The 17,555-nt window shown below is 61.2% G+C and carries 16 protein-coding genes; 6 read left to right on the top strand and 10 right to left on the bottom strand.

The features are described 5' to 3' along the window. Positions 1–9: 9 nt before the first annotated feature. Genes Q0677_RS11835 through dtd form a run of 3 tightly spaced genes read left to right on the top strand, consistent with a single transcriptional unit; the run spans position 10 to position 2,250 of the window. Positions 10–1,125 carry a TFIIB-type zinc finger domain-containing protein gene (locus Q0677_RS11835; protein ID WP_298909984.1) on the top strand — a complete coding sequence of 372 codons (1,116 nt, stop codon included), beginning with the start codon at positions 10–12 and terminating at the stop codon, positions 1,123–1,125. A gap of 10 nt (positions 1,126–1,135) precedes the next feature. After that, a complete protein-coding gene (locus tag Q0677_RS11830) occupies positions 1,136–1,816 on the top strand; it encodes a nitroreductase (protein ID WP_298909981.1) in 681 nt (226 codons plus the stop codon). Next, positions 1,813–2,250, top strand: a complete 438-nt coding sequence (dtd, locus tag Q0677_RS11825) for a D-aminoacyl-tRNA deacylase (RefSeq protein ID WP_298909979.1) — start codon at positions 1,813–1,815, stop codon at positions 2,248–2,250. The genes Q0677_RS11830 and dtd overlap by 4 nt, the downstream gene beginning before the upstream one ends. Positions 2,251–2,344: 94 nt before the next feature. Here the strand turns inward: dtd and Q0677_RS11820 are convergent, their stop codons facing one another. The 8 genes from Q0677_RS11820 to Q0677_RS11785 form a co-directional block, all read right to left on the bottom strand. Next, positions 2,345–3,277: a glyoxylate/hydroxypyruvate reductase A gene (locus tag Q0677_RS11820; protein ID WP_298909977.1), complete on the bottom strand. Its 933-nt coding sequence runs from the start codon at positions 3,275–3,277 to the stop codon at positions 2,345–2,347. After that, positions 3,277–4,422 (bottom strand): rod shape-determining protein RodA, encoded by a 1,146-nt coding sequence (rodA, locus tag Q0677_RS11815; RefSeq protein ID WP_298909974.1) that lies wholly within the window; start codon positions 4,420–4,422, stop codon positions 3,277–3,279. The genes Q0677_RS11820 and rodA overlap by 1 nt, the downstream gene beginning before the upstream one ends. After that, a complete protein-coding gene (mrdA, locus tag Q0677_RS11810) occupies positions 4,419–6,374 on the bottom strand; it encodes a penicillin-binding protein 2 (protein WP_298909972.1) in 1,956 nt (651 codons plus the stop codon). Before mrdA ends, rodA begins: the two co-directional genes overlap by 4 nt. Further along, positions 6,371–6,910, bottom strand: coding sequence for a rod shape-determining protein MreD (locus Q0677_RS11805; RefSeq protein ID WP_298909971.1), 540 nt, complete (start codon positions 6,908–6,910; stop codon positions 6,371–6,373). The genes mrdA and Q0677_RS11805 overlap by 4 nt, the downstream gene beginning before the upstream one ends. Continuing rightward, the gene (gene mreC, locus Q0677_RS11800; RefSeq protein WP_298909970.1) at positions 6,907–7,824 is read right to left on the bottom strand and encodes a rod shape-determining protein MreC; all 918 of its coding nucleotides are present in this window, start codon (positions 7,822–7,824) and stop codon (positions 6,907–6,909) included. The genes Q0677_RS11805 and mreC overlap by 4 nt, the downstream gene beginning before the upstream one ends. 51 nt (positions 7,825–7,875) lie before the next feature. After that, on the bottom strand, positions 7,876–8,913 hold the full coding sequence (locus tag Q0677_RS11795; protein WP_298909968.1) for a rod shape-determining protein: 1,038 nt from the start codon (positions 8,911–8,913) through the stop codon (positions 7,876–7,878). Between the two features lie 247 nt (positions 8,914–9,160). After that, positions 9,161–10,699 (bottom strand): 2-isopropylmalate synthase, encoded by a 1,539-nt coding sequence (locus Q0677_RS11790; protein ID WP_298909966.1) that lies wholly within the window; start codon positions 10,697–10,699, stop codon positions 9,161–9,163. A 261-nt stretch (positions 10,700–10,960) separates the two neighbouring features. Further along, the gene (locus tag Q0677_RS11785) at positions 10,961–12,451 is read right to left on the bottom strand and encodes a 2-isopropylmalate synthase (protein WP_298909963.1); all 1,491 of its coding nucleotides are present in this window, start codon (positions 12,449–12,451) and stop codon (positions 10,961–10,963) included. Between the two features lie 183 nt (positions 12,452–12,634). Here Q0677_RS11785 and Q0677_RS11780 point away from each other — a divergent pair, with 183 nt between their 5' ends. After that, positions 12,635–14,296 (top strand): NAD+ synthase, encoded by a 1,662-nt coding sequence (locus tag Q0677_RS11780; RefSeq protein WP_298909960.1) that lies wholly within the window; start codon positions 12,635–12,637, stop codon positions 14,294–14,296. 19 nt (positions 14,297–14,315) lie between these two features. Here Q0677_RS11780 and Q0677_RS11775 read toward each other — a convergent pair whose 3' ends face one another. Further along, the gene (locus Q0677_RS11775; RefSeq protein ID WP_298909957.1) at positions 14,316–15,248 is read right to left on the bottom strand and encodes an MBL fold metallo-hydrolase; all 933 of its coding nucleotides are present in this window, start codon (positions 15,246–15,248) and stop codon (positions 14,316–14,318) included. 91 nt (positions 15,249–15,339) lie between these two features. Between Q0677_RS11775 and Q0677_RS11770 the strand changes: the two genes are divergently transcribed. Beyond that, complete coding sequence (locus tag Q0677_RS11770; RefSeq protein ID WP_298909954.1) at positions 15,340–15,768, top strand: DUF1801 domain-containing protein; 429 nt, start codon at positions 15,340–15,342, stop codon at positions 15,766–15,768. A 5-nt stretch (positions 15,769–15,773) separates the two neighbouring features. On the opposite strand, the gene Q0677_RS11765 is transcribed toward Q0677_RS11770, so the two are convergent. Further along, positions 15,774–16,169, bottom strand: a complete 396-nt coding sequence (locus tag Q0677_RS11765; protein ID WP_298909952.1) for a metallopeptidase family protein — start codon at positions 16,167–16,169, stop codon at positions 15,774–15,776. Between the two features lie 60 nt (positions 16,170–16,229). Here Q0677_RS11765 and gltX point away from each other — a divergent pair, with 60 nt between their 5' ends. Beyond that, positions 16,230–17,555 (top strand): glutamate--tRNA ligase, encoded by a 1,326-nt coding sequence (gltX, locus tag Q0677_RS11760; protein ID WP_298909950.1) that lies wholly within the window; start codon positions 16,230–16,232, stop codon positions 17,553–17,555.

Genomic DNA, 17,555 nt, shown 5'->3' with positions numbered 1-17,555 from the left:
GGACTCCGGATGGCCTATCCGCGCGAAGACACTCAATCGCCCATCGAGGAACATCGCTTTCCCTGCGACCAATGCGGCGCAGATCTGCGGTTTGACCCCGAGCACAATCAGCTGACCTGTGACCATTGCGGCTTCAAGGCGCCGATCGAGGATCGCCAACCCGCCCAGCCCGTCATTCGCGAACTGGACCTGAAGCGCGCGCTGTCCGCTGATCTTCCGGATCACGAGATGGAAGAAACGCGGGTGGTGAGCTGCCCCAACTGTGCCGCGCAATTCGAGTTCGATAGCGCGACCCATGCCGCCGAATGCCCGTTCTGTGCCACACCGGTCGTCACGGATACCGGCACGCATCGGCATATCAAACCCAAAGGTCTCGCCCCGTTTGAGATCGAGGAACGCGAGGCCCACAAAGCCATGAGCGATTGGCTGGGGCGTCTGTGGTTCGCGCCGAACGGGTTGCAGGAATACGCCCGCAAGGGGCGCAAGATGACCGGTATTTATGTGCCCTATTGGACCTTCGATGCGGACACCAAGACGCGCTACACCGGCCAGCGCGGGACCGAGCACGAGCGCACCCGCACCGTCATGGTGAACGGCGAGCGGGAGGAGCGCACAACCAAGCATGTCCGCTGGACCTCGGTCTCGGGCCGGGTGGCGCGGTTCTTTGATGATGTGCTGGTGCTGGCCTCGAAAGGCCTGCCGAAGAAATACACCGACGCGCTGGAGCCGTGGGATCTGTCGCGTTTGGAGCCGTATCGTCCCGAGTTTCTGGCGGGCTTCCGCGCCGAGGGCTACACCGTCGAGCTGGACGAGGGCTTTACCGAAGCGCGCGACTATATGAACCGCGTCATCCTGCGCGATGTGAAGTTCGATATCGGCGGGGATCGCCAGCGCGTCACCTCGATGGACACGGACATGTCCGATCTGACCTTCAAGCACATCCTGCTGCCGGTCTGGCTGGCCGCCTATAAGTATCGCGGCAAGACCTATCGGTTCGTTGTGAATGGACAGAACGGACGGGTTCAGGGGGAACGCCCCTACTCGGTCTGGAAGATCACCTTCGCGGTGATTTTGGGGCTGATCGCGGCGGGCGTGATCGGCTATCTGTCGGCGCAAAGCCAATAGAGGGCAGCGAATGACCCCCGATCAACTCGACGCGCTCCTCAGCGCCCGCCACTCCTGCCGCGCCTTCCGCCCGGACCCGATCCCCGCGCCGGTAATTGACCAGATCCTTCGCGCGGCCCAGAAGGTGCCAAGCTGGTGCAATGCGCAACCTTGGCAGGTTGAGGTCACCACCGCGGCTGAGACCGACCGGTTGCGTGGCGCCTTCTATGAGCACGCTGTGAACACCGCGCAGTCGCCAGATGTAGACTGGCCCAGCGCCTATACCGGCCTGCACCAGCGCCGCCGCAAGACCTGTGGCCTGCAGCTTTATAAAAGCGTGGGGGTGACGCCCGGGGATCGTGCTGCATCCGGCCAGCAGATGCTGGAAAACTTCCGCTTCTTCGGCGCGCCGCATATTGCACTGATCACCGCGCCCGCCGAGCTTGGCCCCTATGCCTATCTGGATTGCGGGGGCTTCGTGACCGGGTTTTGTCTGGCTGCCACCGCCCAAGGTGTCGCGACAATCCCACAAGCCGCCGTCGCCGCCTTCGCGCCCTTCCTGCGCGACTGGTTTAATCTGCCGGAAGATCGCGTGATTCTGTGCGGCATTGCCTTTGGGCGCAGCGACGAGGAGCACCCCGCCAACAGCTTCCGCACCGAACGGGCAGATCTGGGCGAATGGGTGCATTGGCACGGAAAGGACAGTGAATGAGAGCTTTGATCCAACGCGTCAGCGAGGCTGCGGTTCGTGTCGACGGCGAGGCTATCGGCGAAATCGGCCCCGGCCTTCTGATTCTGGTCTGTGCGATGGAAGGCGACGTCGAGGCGAATGCCGACACGCTGGCGGCCAAGATCTCGAAACTGCGGATTTTCAAGGATGACGCGGACAAGATGAACCGCTCGCTTCTGGATACCGGCGGGGCGGCGCTTGTGGTCAGCCAGTTCACGCTGGCCGCCGACACCTCGCGCGGGAACCGTCCGGGGTTCTCAACGGCGGCCCGTCCAGACGAGGGCGAGCGGCTGTATGATTATTTTGCGGACCAGCTGCGCGGGCATGGGATAGAGGTCGCGCAGGGGCGTTTTGGGGCAGACATGAAAGTGTCGCTGGTGAATGACGGGCCGGTTACGATCTGGATGGAGTTCTAGGGCTAAGGTGGCTCACGTTGTGAGCCTGTAGGGGCGTTGCCCCTCTGCGCTGCGCGCATTCACCCCAAGGTATTTGTGGCAAGAGGAAGAGGGCCTAGTAGCCCGCTTTTTTATCGACCAGATGCAGGAATGGTTCTTTCGCCTCGCCACGGCGGATATTTTCCGCGATCACTTTTGCCGCTGTATCTGGGCGTGTGTCCGAGGCGATATGCGGTGTGACCGTCACCTTCGGATGGGTCCAATAGGGATCGTCATTCGGCAGGGGTTCGATGCGGAACACATCTAGCGTTGCATGGGCAATGTGACCACGATCCAGCGCGTCCAGCAGAGCGGCATCGTCAATCAGCGGGCCACGGCCCGGATTGATGATCACGGCACCTTCGGGCAGCATCGCGATCCGTTCAGCATTCAGCACATTCTCGGTCGCTTTGGTGGCGGGCAGCAGCAGGACCAAAATGTCTGAATTGCGCAGTACCTGCTCCAATCCCTCATCACCATGCAGACAGGTGACGCCGTCGATGGACTTGACCCCACGACTCCAGCCGGACACGGGGAAGTTCAGATCGGTCAGCGCCTTGGCACAGACGCGCCCCAGCTCTCCCAACCCCAGAATGCCGACGCGTCGATCGCGGGCCAGAGGTGGGGCAAGACGCCCCCAGGCAGGGGTGGTGTTGTGGATATCCTGATCCATCTCCAGATGGTGACGCAGCACGTGGCCCACGACCCATTCGGTCATGCCTTCGCTTAGACCCTGATCCACCATGCGCGCATAAGGTTGGGTCAGTGTCGGATTGTAGACGATCCGTTCGACCCCGGCCCACAGACCCAGCACCGCTTTGGCGCGGGTGAAAGGCGTGAAATCCTGAAGCGCGCTGTTGGGATCATAGACGATGTAATCCACTTGATCGGCCGGCAGATCGCAGGACAGCGTCGCCTCGATCTGAATTTCGTCAAGCGCTTTGCTGATCTCGCGGTGATAGACATCCCAGCGTTTGGGATTACCGGCATACAGGACGTTGATGGGCATCACTTTTGTCTCGCTCTGTGCACATGTGCGCTTTGGACCAAACCGAAACCAACCAGCAAAATCAACATGGCAGATCCACCATAACTGACCATCGGCAACGGCACCCCGACCACCGGGGCAAGGCCCATCACCATGGACATGTTCACGGCAAAGAACAAGAAGAAGGTGACGGAAATTCCAAGGATCAGAAGCGAACTGAAACGGTCCTTGTTTTGGAACGCCGAGACAGCACAGAAGATCAGGATCAGCACGTAGAGCGTAAGCAGGGACGCGCCCCCCAGAAAGCCGAACTCCTCGGCCAGCGTGGTGAAGATGAAGTCGGTGTGTTTTTCCGGCAGGAAGTTCAGGCGCGACTGTGTGCCTTGCATGAAGCCCCGCCCGGTCCAGCCGCCGGACCCTAGCGCGATCTTGGATTGGGTGATGTGATAGCCCGCCCCCAAAGGGTCCGAAGACGGATCAAGAAACGTGTCGATCCGGCGGTACTGATAGTTCTTCAGAAGCTGCCATTCCGTCCCGCGCGACAGGAAAACCGAGGTTACCAGCCCAACGCCCGAGGCAATCACCGCCCCGAAATACCACAGGCTGACGCCTGCCAGAAACATGATCACGCCGCCGCCCGTCACCAGAAGGATCGAAGTGCCGAGGTCCGGCTGGCGCAGTACCAGAAAGGTCGGCAGCATGATCAGGATCACGGGGACAAGCACCCAAAGCGGGCGCGAGACCTTCTTGATATCCAGCCAGTCGTAATAGGCCGCCAGCATCATCACCAAAGTGATCTTCATCAGTTCTGACGGTTGCAAGCGCATGAAGCCAAGGTCGATCCAGCGCTGTGCGCCCATCCCGACGGATCCCATGACCTCGACCAGCACCAACAGGACAAGCGACAGCAGATACCCCACCCCAGCCATGTTGCGCCAGAACCAGATCGGTATCATCGCGATGACAAACATCAGGAACATGCCTAAGGCAAAACGCTTCATCTGCGCCATCGCCCACGGGTCCATCTTGCCACCCGCAACCGAAAACAGCATCAGGAAGCCGACGCTGGCCACCGCGATCAGCAGCAGCACCAGCGACCAGTTCAGATAGAGCACCTTGCGCAGTCCGGTCGGAACGGTTTTGACGTTATACTCAAGATAACTCATGCCCGACCCTCGGCAGCTTTGACGCGTTCGTCATGCGGCATCTCGAGCATCTCTTCGATGTCGCGTTGGCGGGTTTGGATCGTGCCGCGCTGGTTCGCTGGATAGGCTTCCAGCGGGGGCTTGCCTTGATAGAACGCCTGCAGCATCACATCGCGTGCGATGGGCGCCGCTGCCGTCGATCCGCCGCCGCCATGTTCCACCACGACGGTCACCGCATAGCGCGGGTTGTCATGGGGCGCATAGCAGACAAACAGCGCGTGGTCGCGCCGTTCCCACGGCAGGTCCTCGTTGCGGAATACCCCGCGCGCGCGTTCGGCGGCGGTAATGTTGCGGACCTGACTGGTGCCGGTTTTCCCTGCCATGCGCAGGTCGTCCCCCACGATCTTGGACCGTCCTGCCGTGCCACGTCGGGCGTTCACAACCTCGTACATCCCCTCGCGGATGGCATTCAGATTGCTGGTGCTGATCTCAAGCGGACCGTCATTGCGCACCGGCGTCTCGACCCCATTGACCGAGCGCACCAGCCGCGGAGAAATCGCCTGCCCCGTTGCCAGCCGCGCAGTCATCACCGTCAGTTGCAAGGGCGAGGCCAGAACGAAGCCCTGCCCGATGCCCGCGTTCAGACTGTCCCCGATCACCCAATCTGCGCCCCGCGCTTCGCGCTTCCACGCCTTGGTCGGGATCAGCCCCTGCGCAATGGCGGACAGAGGCAGATCGTGACGTTCGCCCAGCCCCAGCTTGCGGGCCATCTCGGCGATCTTTTCGATCCCGACGCGTTGAGCGATGTCGTAGTAATAGATGTCACAGCTTTCGCGCAGGCTTTTGGCCAGATCGACCGGCCCGTGCCCACCGCGTTTCCAGCAGTGGAACCGGCGTTTGTGCACTTCGACATGCCCCCAACACTTAACGGTTTCACCGGGGTCGATCACGCCTTCTTCAAGCGCGGCCAAGGCGGTGACCATCTTGAAGGTCGATCCGGGCGGATATGTGCCCTGCGCGGGCTTTGCCGCCAACGGGCGGTATTTGTCGTTCAGAAGCGCGCTGTAGTCCTTGCTGGAAATCCCGCGCACGAATTTGTTGGGATCAAACGTGGGCGCCGAGCCGATGGCCAGCACATCCCCCGTCTGGGTATCCATCACGACAGCGGCGGCACTTTCGCCCGCAAGACGCGCTTGGACATAGGCTTGCAGGTCGGCGTCCACGGTCAGCTGAATGTTGTCGCCCGCGCGGCCTTCCTCGCGGCCCAGCTCGCGCATTTCGCGGCCCACGGCGTTCACCTCGACCTCGCGCGTGCCCGCGGATCCGCGCAGATCCAGCTCCATCTTCGCTTCCACACCGCTTTTGCCGATTTGGAAACGCGGGATTTGCAGAAGGGGATCAGGGTCTTCAAGCTTGGACAGGTCATAGTCCGACACGGGACCCACATAGCCAATAACATGGGCGAAATCATCGGCGCGCGGATAGCTGCGCGACAGGCCAACCTCGGCCGTGATGCCGGGCAGAGCGGGGGCGTTCACGGCGACCTCGGCCACGTCTTCCCACGCGACGCGGTCAGCCACAGTAACTGGCACGAAGGCGCTACGTCGGCGCATTTCATCCAAGGTGCGTTTTATGTCCGCATCATCAAGCCAAACAATCTTGCGCAGACGGTTCAGCACCGCTTCGGGGTCGTCCGCATCCTCGCGCACGATGACGATGCGATAGTTTTGTTCATTTCCCGCGATCAACACGCCGTTGCGGTCATAGATCAGCCCCCGCGCCGGCGGCAGAAGCGAGAACTTCACGCGGTTTTCTTCCGCCAGATCGCGGTATTCATCGGCCTGTTCGACCTGCATATACCGCATCCGCCCCACCAGCATCGCCGCGAACGAGACCTGAAGCCCGCCAAGGAACAGACCCCGACGAGTGATCTTGCGGGCGCTTGCCTCGGTATCTTGAGGGGACCGCTTCATGCTGCTTGGCTCCGCACTGGATCGTCGCCGGGCTGCATCTTGTTCACACCCAAGATAAAGACCGAGGTGAAGACCACCGCCGGATAGACCGCGACAGTGCTGACGAACTGCAAAAGCGCGCGGCCAAAAGGGATCTGGTCGACAAAGAAAATCGCCAGAAAAATCCGCTCGGCCAGCAGCATCGCCAGCAGAACGGCGGCGACGACGCCCCATTCGACCACAAAGGACTGCTCGCGCAGGCCGGGTTCGCGCCGACGCAGAACTTCAAGCCCGATGACCGCCATCAAGGCGCCCACGGCGGGGATGTCTTGGTACAGAAGGTCGGTTAGGAAGATCAGCGCAGCGACCAAAAGGATGGGGACATAGTCGGGACGGCGCAGCATCCATGCGACCACGACGGCCATGAAGATGTCAGGACCGGGGAAGCGCCCGGCGCTAAGGTCCAGCGGCAGCATTTTCACGAACAGAAGTCCCGCCGAGATCGCGACAAGCAGCCCCCAGAAGGCCCAGCGCAGAAGCGTGACGCGGTCGGTCATTCGCCCTGCCCTCCGTCCTCGGGGGCGGCATCGACCGGTTCGGGGGGCACGGCGGGGCTGGCGACGATCAGGCTACCTTCGCCCTCGACCATTTCACCGGGGTGGCTGCGCAATACGCGCAGGAACTGAAGCCGTTCATAGTCCGCGGCCAGCCGGACGCGCAGGCGCCGGTCGGTGCCCATTGCCACATGCCCGACCAAAAGCCCTGCAGGGAACACGCCCCCGTCACCCGAGGACACCACGCGGTCGCCCGGGCGGACCTTTTCAGGGCTTTCCAGAAACTCGATTGGCGGCGCGGCCGAGTTATCGCCCACCAGCAGCGCATCTTGGCCCGAGGGCTGGACTGTGATGGGAATGCGGCTGTTGCTGTCGGTCAGCAGGATCACGCGGCTGGTGCTTTTGCCCACACCCGCAATCCGGCCCACCAGCCCCAGACCATCAGTCGCCGCCCAGCCATCGACCAGCCCGTCACGGGTGCCGATGTTCAGTAGCACCGACTGCCGGAAGGGCGAGCCGCTGTCAGCCAGCACAACGCCGGTCACATAGGAAAGCTGCGCATCCAAACGCACGTTGTTCAGGTTCAGAAGCTGGGCGTTTTCCTGCTCCAACTGAAGGGCGGCTTCTTTCCACGCCTTCATCTGCTGCAACTCGCGGCGCAGTTCCTGGTTCTGCTCGTAGATGCGTTGGTAAGACTGGAAGTCCTCGACCATCCCGACCAGCTTGGTCACCGGCACCATCGCCCAGTCAAAGCTTGGCACCACCGTGTCGATCAGATTGGCGCGGAAGCGTTCGACCCGCGGGCTGTCAATCCGCCAGACCAGAAAGACCAGAAACAGGCACAGCATCAGCAGGCCGACAAAAAGCCTGCGCAGCGGACGGCCGTATTCCTCGGTCTGGTTCGGTTTGCGTGCCAATCTGGCCTCCGGTTACCCGACGGGCGCGCCCCACCGGCGGGGCAGACCCGATCAGCTGTCGTAGTCGATGACGTGGCGCAGCTGCTTTTCAAACTCCAACGCCTTGCCGGTTCCCAGCGCCACGCAGTTCAGGCTTTCATCTGCGACCGAAATCGACAAGCCGGTTTGTTCGCGCAGGGCAAGATCCAGCTCACCCAGCAGCGCGCCACCACCTGTCAGCATAACGCCACGGTCCACGATGTCCGCCGCCAGATCGGGCGGCGTGGCTTCCAGCGCAGTCATCACGGCTTCGCAGATCTGCTGCACTGGTTCGGCCAGCGCCTCGGCGACTTGCGCTTGGTTGATCTCGGTCTCTTTCGGGACGCCGTTCAACAGGTCACGCCCGCGGATCACAAGCGAGGTGCCACGACCGTCATCGGGCATCCGTGCGGTGCCGATGGTGGTCTTAATACGTTCCGCGGTGGCTTCCCCCACCAGTATATTTTGCTGGCGGCGCAGATAGCTGATGATCGCATCATCCATCCGGTCCCCACCCACGCGCACCGAGCGCGCGTAGACGATGTCGCCCAGCGACAGAACCGCCACTTCGGTCGTCCCGCCGCCGATGTCCACGACCATGTTGCCGGTCGGATCGGTGATCGGCATACCCGCCCCGATGGCGGCGGCGATGGGCTCGGCCACCAGACCGGCGCGGCGTGCGCCTGCGGACATGACCGACTGGCGAATGGCACGCTTTTCAACCGGGGTCGCGCCGTGCGGGACGCAGACGATGATTTTCGGTTTCGAGAAGGTCGTGCGCTTATGCACTTTGCGGATGAAGTGCTTGATCATTTCTTCCGCGCTATCGAAGTCCGCAATGACGCCTTCACGCATCGGGCGGATCGCTTCGATCGAGCCGGGGGTGCGGCCCAGCATCAGCTTGGCGTCTTCACCGACCGCCAGAACTTTCTTCACACCATCTTTGACGTGATAGGCCACAACCGAGGGCTCGTTCAGAATGACGCCCTTGCCCTTTACGTAGACCAGCGTATTCGCGGTCCCAAGGTCAATCGCCATGTCCGACGAAAACAATCTCGAAAACCCTGCCATTTGGATGCCTATCCCGTTCCTATCCCCTTTGAGCCCGCGACTCCCATAGGGTGCAGACCGGTGGATATATAAGCCTCTAAGCCCTGCGGTGAAAGCCCTAATACAAACGGGCGAGCGGCTTATCGCCAAGGACGGGAGAAATCGAACAATTGGTGAAAGATCGCCCAAATTATCGGCGCTCGACTTTCACTTTTCGAACCAAACGCAAAAATGCGGGCAAATTGCTTTGCCCGCACCTTGTTTCAGATCAGACGCCCTCGGGCTTGGTCTTTTCGCGACGCGTGATCAGGTTGTTCAGCGCGTTCACGTAAGCCCGAACCGATGCCAGGATCGTATCAGTGTGCGAAGACTGGCCGGTCACGATCTTGCCGTTCTCTTCCATCCGCACCGAGACCGTCGCCTGCGCGTCGGTGCCTTCAGTCACGGCATGCACTTGGTACAGCTGCAGACGTGCCTCGTGCGGGAAGATCATCTTCACGCAGTTGAACGCGGCATCCACGGGTCCGTCCCCTTCCGAGCTAACCTTATGCTCGACCCCGTTTACGGTCATGGTCAGATCGGCGGTGTTCTTTTCCTCGGTGCCCGCAACCACGCGCAGCGATTTCACCTGCAGCTGGTCATTGGCGTCATCGGTGCCGTCGGTCATCAGGGCGACGATATCCTCGTCGAACACCTCTTTCTTGGTGTCGGCCAGTTCCTTGAAGCGCACGAAGACGTCCTTCAACTGGTTGTCACCTACATCAAAGCCCAGATCGTTCAACTTCGCTTTCAACGCAGCCCGGCCCGAGTGCTTGCCCAGCGGCAAAGACGTCCCGGCCAGACCGATGTCTTCGGGGCGCATGATCTCGAAGTTTTCCGGGTTCTTCAGCATGCCGTCTTGGTGGATGCCGCTTTCATGGGCGAACGCGTTCTTACCAACGATGGCCTTGTTGTACTGAACCGCAAAGCCCGACACCTGCGCCACGCGACGCGAGATGTTCATGATCTTGGTGGTGTCGATGCTGGTCGAGTACGGCATGATGTCGTTGCGCACTTTCAGGGCCATGACGACCTCTTCCAATGCGGTGTTGCCAGCACGTTCGCCCAAGCCGTTGATGGTGCATTCGATCTGACGCGCACCGGCCTCGACCGCCGCCAAGGCGTTGGCCGTCGCCATGCCCAAGTCGTTGTGACAGTGGGTGGCGAAGACGATCTCGTCGGCACCGGGCACGCGTTCGATCAGCATGCGGATCAGGTCTGCGCTTTCGCGCGGGGCGGTATAGCCCACCGTATCGGGAATGTTGATCGTGGTGGCACCCGCCTTGATCGCGATCTCGATCACGCGGCACAGATAGTCATGTTCCGTCCGCGTCGCGTCCATCGGTGACCACTGCACGTTGTCCACCAAGTTGCGTGCATGGCTGACCGTTTCGTGGATCAGGTCGGCCATTTCGTCCTGGGTCAGGTTCGGAATGGCGCGGTGCAGGGGCGAGGTGCCGATGAAGGTGTGAATGCGCGGCTTGGCAGCCTTGCGAACAGCTTCCGCACAGCGGTCGATGTCTTTGAAGTTCGCGCGGCTCAGGCCACAGATCATCGAATTCTTGGAACGCTCAGCAATTTCGGACACAGCGGCAAAATCGCCTTCCGACGCAATCGGGAAGCCAGCCTCGATGATGTCCACGCCCATCTCGTCCAGCATCTCGGCGATCTCGAGCTTTTCGTCATGGGTCATGGTCGCGCCGGGGCTTTGTTCACCGTCACGCAAAGTGGTGTCGAAAATCAACACGTGATCCGAGGGATTGGTCATTGTCTTAGTCTCTTTAGATATAAGTTCTTAGCCTTAGTGGCCCACAAGGTTCGGGCCGGTTCGTGGCGCGGTTGGCGGTACCCCTGAGCGGTCGCGCCAAAACGGCACGCTCAGAGGCGGCTAAGCAGTAGCAGAAGGCCCAGTGCGGGGCGGAAAACGATATGGGTCTGCGTGTTCATGGGCGCAAATATACGTCGGTTTCCGTCGAGTTAAAGTCCTTTTTTCAGGAAAATCACCCGACGGGGGCCAATCTGGCGCGTGTTATTCGCTATCAGTCGCCCCTGCGGTCGAGGCCGCGCCCGCCGCTTCTGCCGCCGCCGCCGCCGCGTCGCTGTCCAATGCAGGGGCCGGAGCCGTCTCGATTGCACCGGCGATCAGGCCGTCTTCCCAGACGCCTTCCTCTTGGCTGCCATCAGCGCGCGTCACGACACCCTGACCGTGCCGTTTTCCGCCCTTAAAGCCGCCTTCATAGCGGTCACCGCCGGGATAGATCGCAACACCCTGCCCGTCGAACACGCCCGCGGCCCAATCGCCGTCATAGCTGAATCCATCTGCTGTGGTGTAGACACCGCGCCCTTCGCGTGCGCCATTCACGAACCCGCCCTCGTAAACTGACCCATCCGCCAGTTTCGAAACACCTTGTCCGTGGAACTTGCCCGCCTGCCAGCCACCGGTATAGCTGGCACCATCGGCGGTCTCCAACGTGCCTTCGCCGTCAAACAGCGCATCCTTGAATGTGCCTTCATAGCGCGCACCATCGGCAAGCAGCGCCACGCCGTTGCCTTCGATCACGCCGCCTTTCCAGTCGCCTTCAAAGCTGCCGCCATCGGGATAGGTGATCATGCCTAAGCCATCTGGGAGACCCGCGCGGAACTGGCCTTTGTAGACGGACCCGTCGGGATAGGTCACGTTCCCATCCCCCTCGATCACACCAGCGACCCAGCCGCCTTCATAGCGATAGCCATCTGCGCCGACGAAAACACCCTGGCCGTGGCGCTGATCCGCGTCAAAACCGCCCTCGTAGCGATCCCCGTTGGCATAGTCGACCGTCCCGGCCCCTTGACGAGACCCGGCTTGAAACTGGCCTGAATAGACATCGCCATTGGCCTGCGTCAGCACGCCGTCTCCGTCCATTTGGCCCTGCGTCCAGTTTCCCTCGTACATCATGCCATCGGGCTGGGTCAGCTTGCCCGCACCGTCGCGCTCTCCGCCGCGCATACCGCCTTCGTAGACCGAGCCGTCCGGATAGGTCGATTTGCCCCGACCTTCCTTTACGCCCGCGACCCAATCGCCTTCATAGACATAGCCGGACGGGCTTTGCAGCCGCCCCTGCCCGTGATGCATCGCGTTGCGAAATCCACCTTCGTACTGCAGGCCGTTGGCATACAGCGCCATGCCCGAGCCGTTGATCTTGCCGTCCACCCAGTCGCCTTCAAAGCTGGCGCCATCGGCAAAAGTGATCTTGCCAAAGCCTTCCGGCTTGCCCTTCGCGAAACTGCCTTCATAGAGCGACCCATTGGGGAAGCGCGCAACGCCCTGACCGACGATCTCGCCCTCAATGAACTCGCCGGTATATTCATAGCCCGACGGCAGGGTCAGCGTGCCCATTCCGTGCTGCAACCCGTCCTTGAACGTCCCCTCGTAGACCGATCCGTCTTCGTATTGTTTGGTATCGACCTGCGCCAAAGCCACCGTGGGCAACACAAGCGCCAAAGCGACCATGCTGCGAAATCCGATCAGGGGGCTTTGCATCTCGAAACCTCGTTCAATTTCTTTGACTTGTTCTTGGACGGCCGAAGCCCATTCGGGCACAGACTATGCCGTCCAAAAAGCGTAGACAACGCTTTTCCCGCACCACCCCTTTATCCTGCGGGCAAACCTGCTACATCTGTGCCGAACCATCCCCCCGCATTGCCGGGAAGAAGGACAAGCGCGATGAGTGACAATTTCCGCCTGACACTGGCACAACTGAACCCAACCGTGGGGGCGATTGCAGGCAACTGCGACAAGGCCCGCGAGGCATGGAATGTGGCAAAAGTGGCTGACAGCGATATGCTGGCCCTGCCCGAGGCTTTCGTGACCGGCTATCAGACGCAGGACTTGGTGATGCGCCCGCAGTTCTTCCGCGACGCGATGGACGCGGTCGAGGCGCTGGCGAAAGATTGCGCGGACGGCCCCGCGATGGGCATCGGTGCGCCGTACCACGATGGCAAAGACCTCTATAACGCCTATTACATTCTGAAGGGCGGCAAGATCGCCACGCGGATCCTGAAGCAACGCTTGCCGAACGAGACCGTGTTTGACGAGGAACGTCACTTTACCTCGGCCGCCCCGCAAGGTCCGTATTCCATGGGTCCGATCCGCATCGGTACGCCCATCTGCGAAGACGCTTGGCATGCCGAGGACGTCTGCGAAACGCTTGCTGAAAGCGGGGCCGAGTTTCTGCTGATCCCCAACGGCTCGCCCTACTACCGCAACAAGTTCGACGTGCGCCTGAACCACATGGTGGGCCGTGTGGTCGAAACCGGTCTGCCACTGGTCTATCTGAACATGGTCGGCGGGCAGGATGATCAGGTGTTCGACGGCGGCACCTTCGCGCTGAACCCCGGCGGAGAGATGGCCCTGAAGATGAGCGCCTTTGACGAGGACATTCAGCACATCGACCTGACCCGCACGGATGACGGCTGGCGCATCACGCCCGGCCCCATCGCTACGCATGGCGACGAATGGGAACAGGACTACCGCGCGATGGTGGAAAGCCTGCGCGACTACATGGGCAAGACCGGGTTCAAAAAGGTTCTGCTGGGTCTGTCCGGCGGGATCGACAGTGCGATTGTCGCCACCATCGCCGCCGACGCTTTGGGTCCGGAGAACGTGCGCTGCGTGATGCTGCCGTCCGAATACACCTCGCAGGGATCGCTTGACGACGCCAAGGACATCGCAAACCGCCTTGGCTGCACCTATGATTTCGTACCGATCAAGGAAGGCCGTGACGCGATTACCAACACGCTCGCCCCGTTCTTTGAAGGCTTGGAACCCGACATCACCGAAGAAAACATCCAGTCCCGTCTGCGCGGGCTGCTGCTGATGGCGTTGTCCAACAAGACCGGCGCGATGCTTCTGACCACCGGCAACAAGTCCGAGGTCGCCGTGGGCTATGCCACGATCTATGGCGACATGTCGGGTGGCTATAACCCGATCAAGGACCTCTATAAGACGCGCGTGTTCGAGCAATGCCGCTGGCGCAACGCCAATCACCGCGACTGGATGAAAGGCCCGGAAGGCGAGGTCATCCCGGTCTCGATCATCGACAAGCCGCCCTCTGCCGAGCTGCGCCCGGACCAGAAGGACGAAGACAGCCTGCCGCCCTATGACGTGCTGGACGCGATCCTTGAGGGGATTATTGACGACGAGAAATCCGTGGCCGAGCTGGTTGCAGAAGGTTTCGACAAGGCGACGGTCAAAAAGGTCGAGCACCTGATTTACATCAGCGAATACAAACGCTTCCAGTCCGCGCCGGGCACCCGCCTGACCATGCGCAGCTTCTGGCTGGACCGTCGTTATCCTATTGTGAACCGCTGGCGGGACATGAGCTGACCTGCCCCGCCCTTGCGCGTTATCCCATCAATAGCTGATAGCTGTGTGGCACATACTGAAACCCGGCGTCTCGGGCTTCGACATAGCCGACGGCCGGGAATGGCATGTGATAGCCGATGAAGGGCATCTTCTCGGCCGCCAGCATGCCCAGAAGGGATTTGCGCGTGGCGGCAGCGGCGGCTTTGTCGCGGTCGAACTTTACTTCCCACTCGGGATAGCCCAACGACCAAACATAGTGGTTGGCGAAATCTGCTGCGATCAGCAGCGATTGTCCGTCGCTGTCCAAGCGGAATGCCATGTGACCGGGCGTGTGGCCAAAGGCCTCGACGGCCTCGATCCCCGACAGAACGGCGTCGCCCGGGTTCAGCATGGTCATCTGTTCGGCCAATGGGGCGACCTTGGCATTGAACCCGTCATTGCCCGCCGCGGCCCAGTGATCGAACTCAACCGCACCGGTGACATAGCGCGCATTCGGGAAGGTCGCGCCCGCGTCGCCCATCAGACCACCAATGTGGTCGCCGTGCATGTGGGTGATGACGACGATATCGACATCCTCGGGGGTGTAGCCCGCGGCCGTCACCGCTGCGCGGATCCCCTCGGGGTTCAAGCCGGTATCAAACAGCACCAGATCCACACCCGTATTCACCAAGGTTGGCGTAAAGAAGAACTGTGCAGCATCGCTGGGAATATTCGCCTGCGCGCTGGCTTGGGCAAACTCGTCCGCGCTGACATTCATGCCGAAAATATTCTGCGGATCCGGCACCGTGCGCGCGCCCGCCAGCAGCGTCGTCACCTCGAACGACCCCAGTTTGAAACGACGCGCATCAATGGTTTGCGCCCCCAGTTGCGGAGCCATTGCGCGTGCTTGCGAGGCCAGCCCAAGGGCCGGAGCCGCCGCCCCGAGCGCCATAAAATGACGGCGTGACAGCATGGGAATTGGGAATTCGGACATCTGTATCTCCCTTAATTTTGTTGGCTTGGTGATTAGAGAGTATACTCGGAACACGCCCCCTTGGATCATTCGTCACAGGAATGTGAGACCCATGCCCCAGAACAAAACCGCCCCAACAGATCAGACCGTGCAGACGTTCATCGCCGCCGTCGAACCCGAAGCAAAACGCAACGACGCGCGCGTGCTCGACCAACTGTTTCGCGAGGTGACCGGGTTTCAGCCCGTCATGTGGGGACCGTCGATCATCGGCTATGGGCAGTACCACTATGTCTATGATAGCGGGCGGCAGGGCGATTTTCTGGCCACCGGGTTTTCACCGCGCAAGGCCCGCCATTCAATCTATATCATGCCGGGCTATGCGGATTTCGGGGACATTTTGGCGCGTCTTGGAAAGCACAAGATGGGCAAATCCTGCCTGTATGTGAACAAACTGGCGGATATTGATCTGAACGTGCTGGCCGAGCTAATCCGTGCGGGATTGGCAGACCTAAACCAGAAATGGCCCGTCCAACCGACCTAAGCGCGCTATTCCCACCACTGGTCGATCATGGCGATGTCTTCATCCGACCACCCGAAGTGATGCGCGAATTCATGCACGACGATATGGTTCACCAGCTCGGCCAAAGTGACATCGTGACGGATCGCCAATTCGTTCAGAATGGCGCGTCTGAACAGCCAGATCGCATCCATCGCAAGTGGCTGATCGCTGACGGATTTCTCGGTCATGGGGATGCCGACATACAGCCCGGTCAGCGTATAGGGATCACCGATATCATTGTCCGCCAGCACGCTGGCATCCGGCATCTCGGCCACGTGGATGCCAACATCCAAGGCGGGCTCAGCAAAGGGGTCGGGCAGATGGGCACGCGCTTCTAGCGCCAGTTGCTCGATCTGCGCCAGACTGGGTGCAGACGTTTCCATGGGAATATTATGGACAAATCCGGGCCAATATGAAAGAGGGACGGCCAAGGAGATCAACCCATGACCACCACCCGTTTCGCCCCCTCGCCCACCGGCTATATCCACGTGGGCAACCTGCGCACCGCGCTGTTCAACTATCTGATCGCTGCCAAATCGGGTGGCCAGTTCATCCTGCGTTTGGATGACACGGACCCGGAACGCTCGAAGCAGGAATATGCCGACGCGATCATGGAAGATCTGGAGTGGCTGGGTCTGACTTGGGACCGCGTTGAAAAACAGTCCGACCGTCTGGACCGCTACGAAGCCGCAGCGCAGGAACTGCGTGACATGGGCCGTTTCTATGAGTGTTTCGAGACCCCGACCGAGCTGGACCTGAAGCGCAAGAAGCAGCTGAACATGGGCAAGCCGCCGGTCTATGACCGCTCGGCGCTGGCCCTGTCGGACGACGAGAAAGCCACCCTGCGCGAAGAACGCGGTCAGGGCCATTGGCGTTTCAAACTGGATCACGAACGGATCAACTGGACCGACGGCATTCTGGGCGACATCTCGATCGATGCAGCATCCGTGTCGGACCCGGTGCTGATCCGCGGTGATGGGCAGTTCCTGTACACGCTGGCGTCCGTCTGTGATGACATCGACTTTGGCATCACAGACGTGGTGCGCGGATCGGATCACGTGACCAACACCGGCACGCAGATCCAGATCATTCAGGCCCTTGGCGGCGCAGTGCCCAGCTTTGCCCACCACTCGCTTTTGACCGGCCCGCAGGGCGAGGCGCTGTCCAAGCGCCTTGGCACGCTGGCCATCCGCGACCTGCGCGAGCAAGGCGTGCAGCCGATGGCGCTGCTCAGCCTGCTGGCGCGTTTGGGATCGTCGCAGCCGGTTGAGCTGCGCAGCTCTCTGGACGAGATCGTCGAAGGCTTCGACCTGTCGACCTTCGGTGCGGCCCCGACCAAGTTCGACGTCCAAGACCTGTTCCCGCTGACCGCTCGCCATCTGGCATCCCTGCCGGTCGAAGCGGTGGCCGACAAGCTGGACGCCATCGGCGTGCCTGAAGACATGGCCGAGGCCTTCTGGTCCGTCGCCCGCGAAAACATCACCACGCTGGGTGATCTGGAAGGCTGGTGGATCCTGTGCCGCGACGGTGCCGAACCGCTGATCGACGACGAAGACCGCGACTTTATCGCCGAAGCCATGACCCTTCTGCCCGATGCACCCTACGACGCCGACAGCTGGTCGAACTGGACCTCTGCCGTGAAAGAGGCCACCGGGCGCAAAGGCAAAGGCCTGTTCATGCCGCTGCGCAAAGCCGTCACCGGTATGGAACGCGGCCCGGACATGTCCTCGCTGATGCCGCTGTTGCAAGTGGTGCGCGCCAAAGGCTAA

The sequence above is a fragment of the uncultured Aliiroseovarius sp. genome (assembly GCF_947492455.1).
Lineage (GTDB): Bacteria > Pseudomonadota > Alphaproteobacteria > Rhodobacterales > Rhodobacteraceae > Aliiroseovarius.
This window is presented reverse-complemented; position numbering and strand designations above follow the sequence as displayed.

Excerpts from the sequence above, each read along its gene's own strand:
- Q0677_RS11835 (WP_298909984.1), top strand. The coding sequence starts at position 10 with ATGGCCTATCCGCGCGAAGACACTCAATCGCCCATCGAGGAACATCGC.
- Q0677_RS11830 (WP_298909981.1), top strand. The coding sequence starts at position 1,136 with ATGACCCCCGATCAACTCGACGCGCTCCTCAGCGCCCGCCACTCCTGC.
- dtd (WP_298909979.1), top strand. The coding sequence starts at position 1,813 with ATGAGAGCTTTGATCCAACGCGTCAGCGAGGCTGCGGTTCGTGTCGAC.
- Q0677_RS11820 (WP_298909977.1), bottom strand. The coding sequence starts at position 3,277 with ATGCCCATCAACGTCCTGTATGCCGGTAATCCCAAACGCTGGGATGTC.
- rodA (WP_298909974.1), bottom strand. The coding sequence starts at position 4,422 with ATGAGTTATCTTGAGTATAACGTCAAAACCGTTCCGACCGGACTGCGC.
- mrdA (WP_298909972.1), bottom strand. The coding sequence starts at position 6,374 with ATGAAGCGGTCCCCTCAAGATACCGAGGCAAGCGCCCGCAAGATCACT.
- Q0677_RS11805 (WP_298909971.1), bottom strand. The coding sequence starts at position 6,910 with ATGACCGACCGCGTCACGCTTCTGCGCTGGGCCTTCTGGGGGCTGCTT.
- Q0677_RS11795 (WP_298909968.1), bottom strand. The coding sequence starts at position 8,913 with ATGGCAGGGTTTTCGAGATTGTTTTCGTCGGACATGGCGATTGACCTT.
- Q0677_RS11790 (WP_298909966.1), bottom strand. The coding sequence starts at position 10,699 with ATGACCAATCCCTCGGATCACGTGTTGATTTTCGACACCACTTTGCGT.
- Q0677_RS11785 (WP_298909963.1), bottom strand. The coding sequence starts at position 12,451 with ATGCAAAGCCCCCTGATCGGATTTCGCAGCATGGTCGCTTTGGCGCTT.
- Q0677_RS11780 (WP_298909960.1), top strand. The coding sequence starts at position 12,635 with ATGAGTGACAATTTCCGCCTGACACTGGCACAACTGAACCCAACCGTG.
- Q0677_RS11775 (WP_298909957.1), bottom strand. The coding sequence starts at position 15,248 with ATGTCCGAATTCCCAATTCCCATGCTGTCACGCCGTCATTTTATGGCG.
- Q0677_RS11770 (WP_298909954.1), top strand. The coding sequence starts at position 15,340 with ATGCCCCAGAACAAAACCGCCCCAACAGATCAGACCGTGCAGACGTTC.
- Q0677_RS11765 (WP_298909952.1), bottom strand. The coding sequence starts at position 16,169 with ATGGAAACGTCTGCACCCAGTCTGGCGCAGATCGAGCAACTGGCGCTA.
- gltX (WP_298909950.1), top strand. The coding sequence starts at position 16,230 with ATGACCACCACCCGTTTCGCCCCCTCGCCCACCGGCTATATCCACGTG.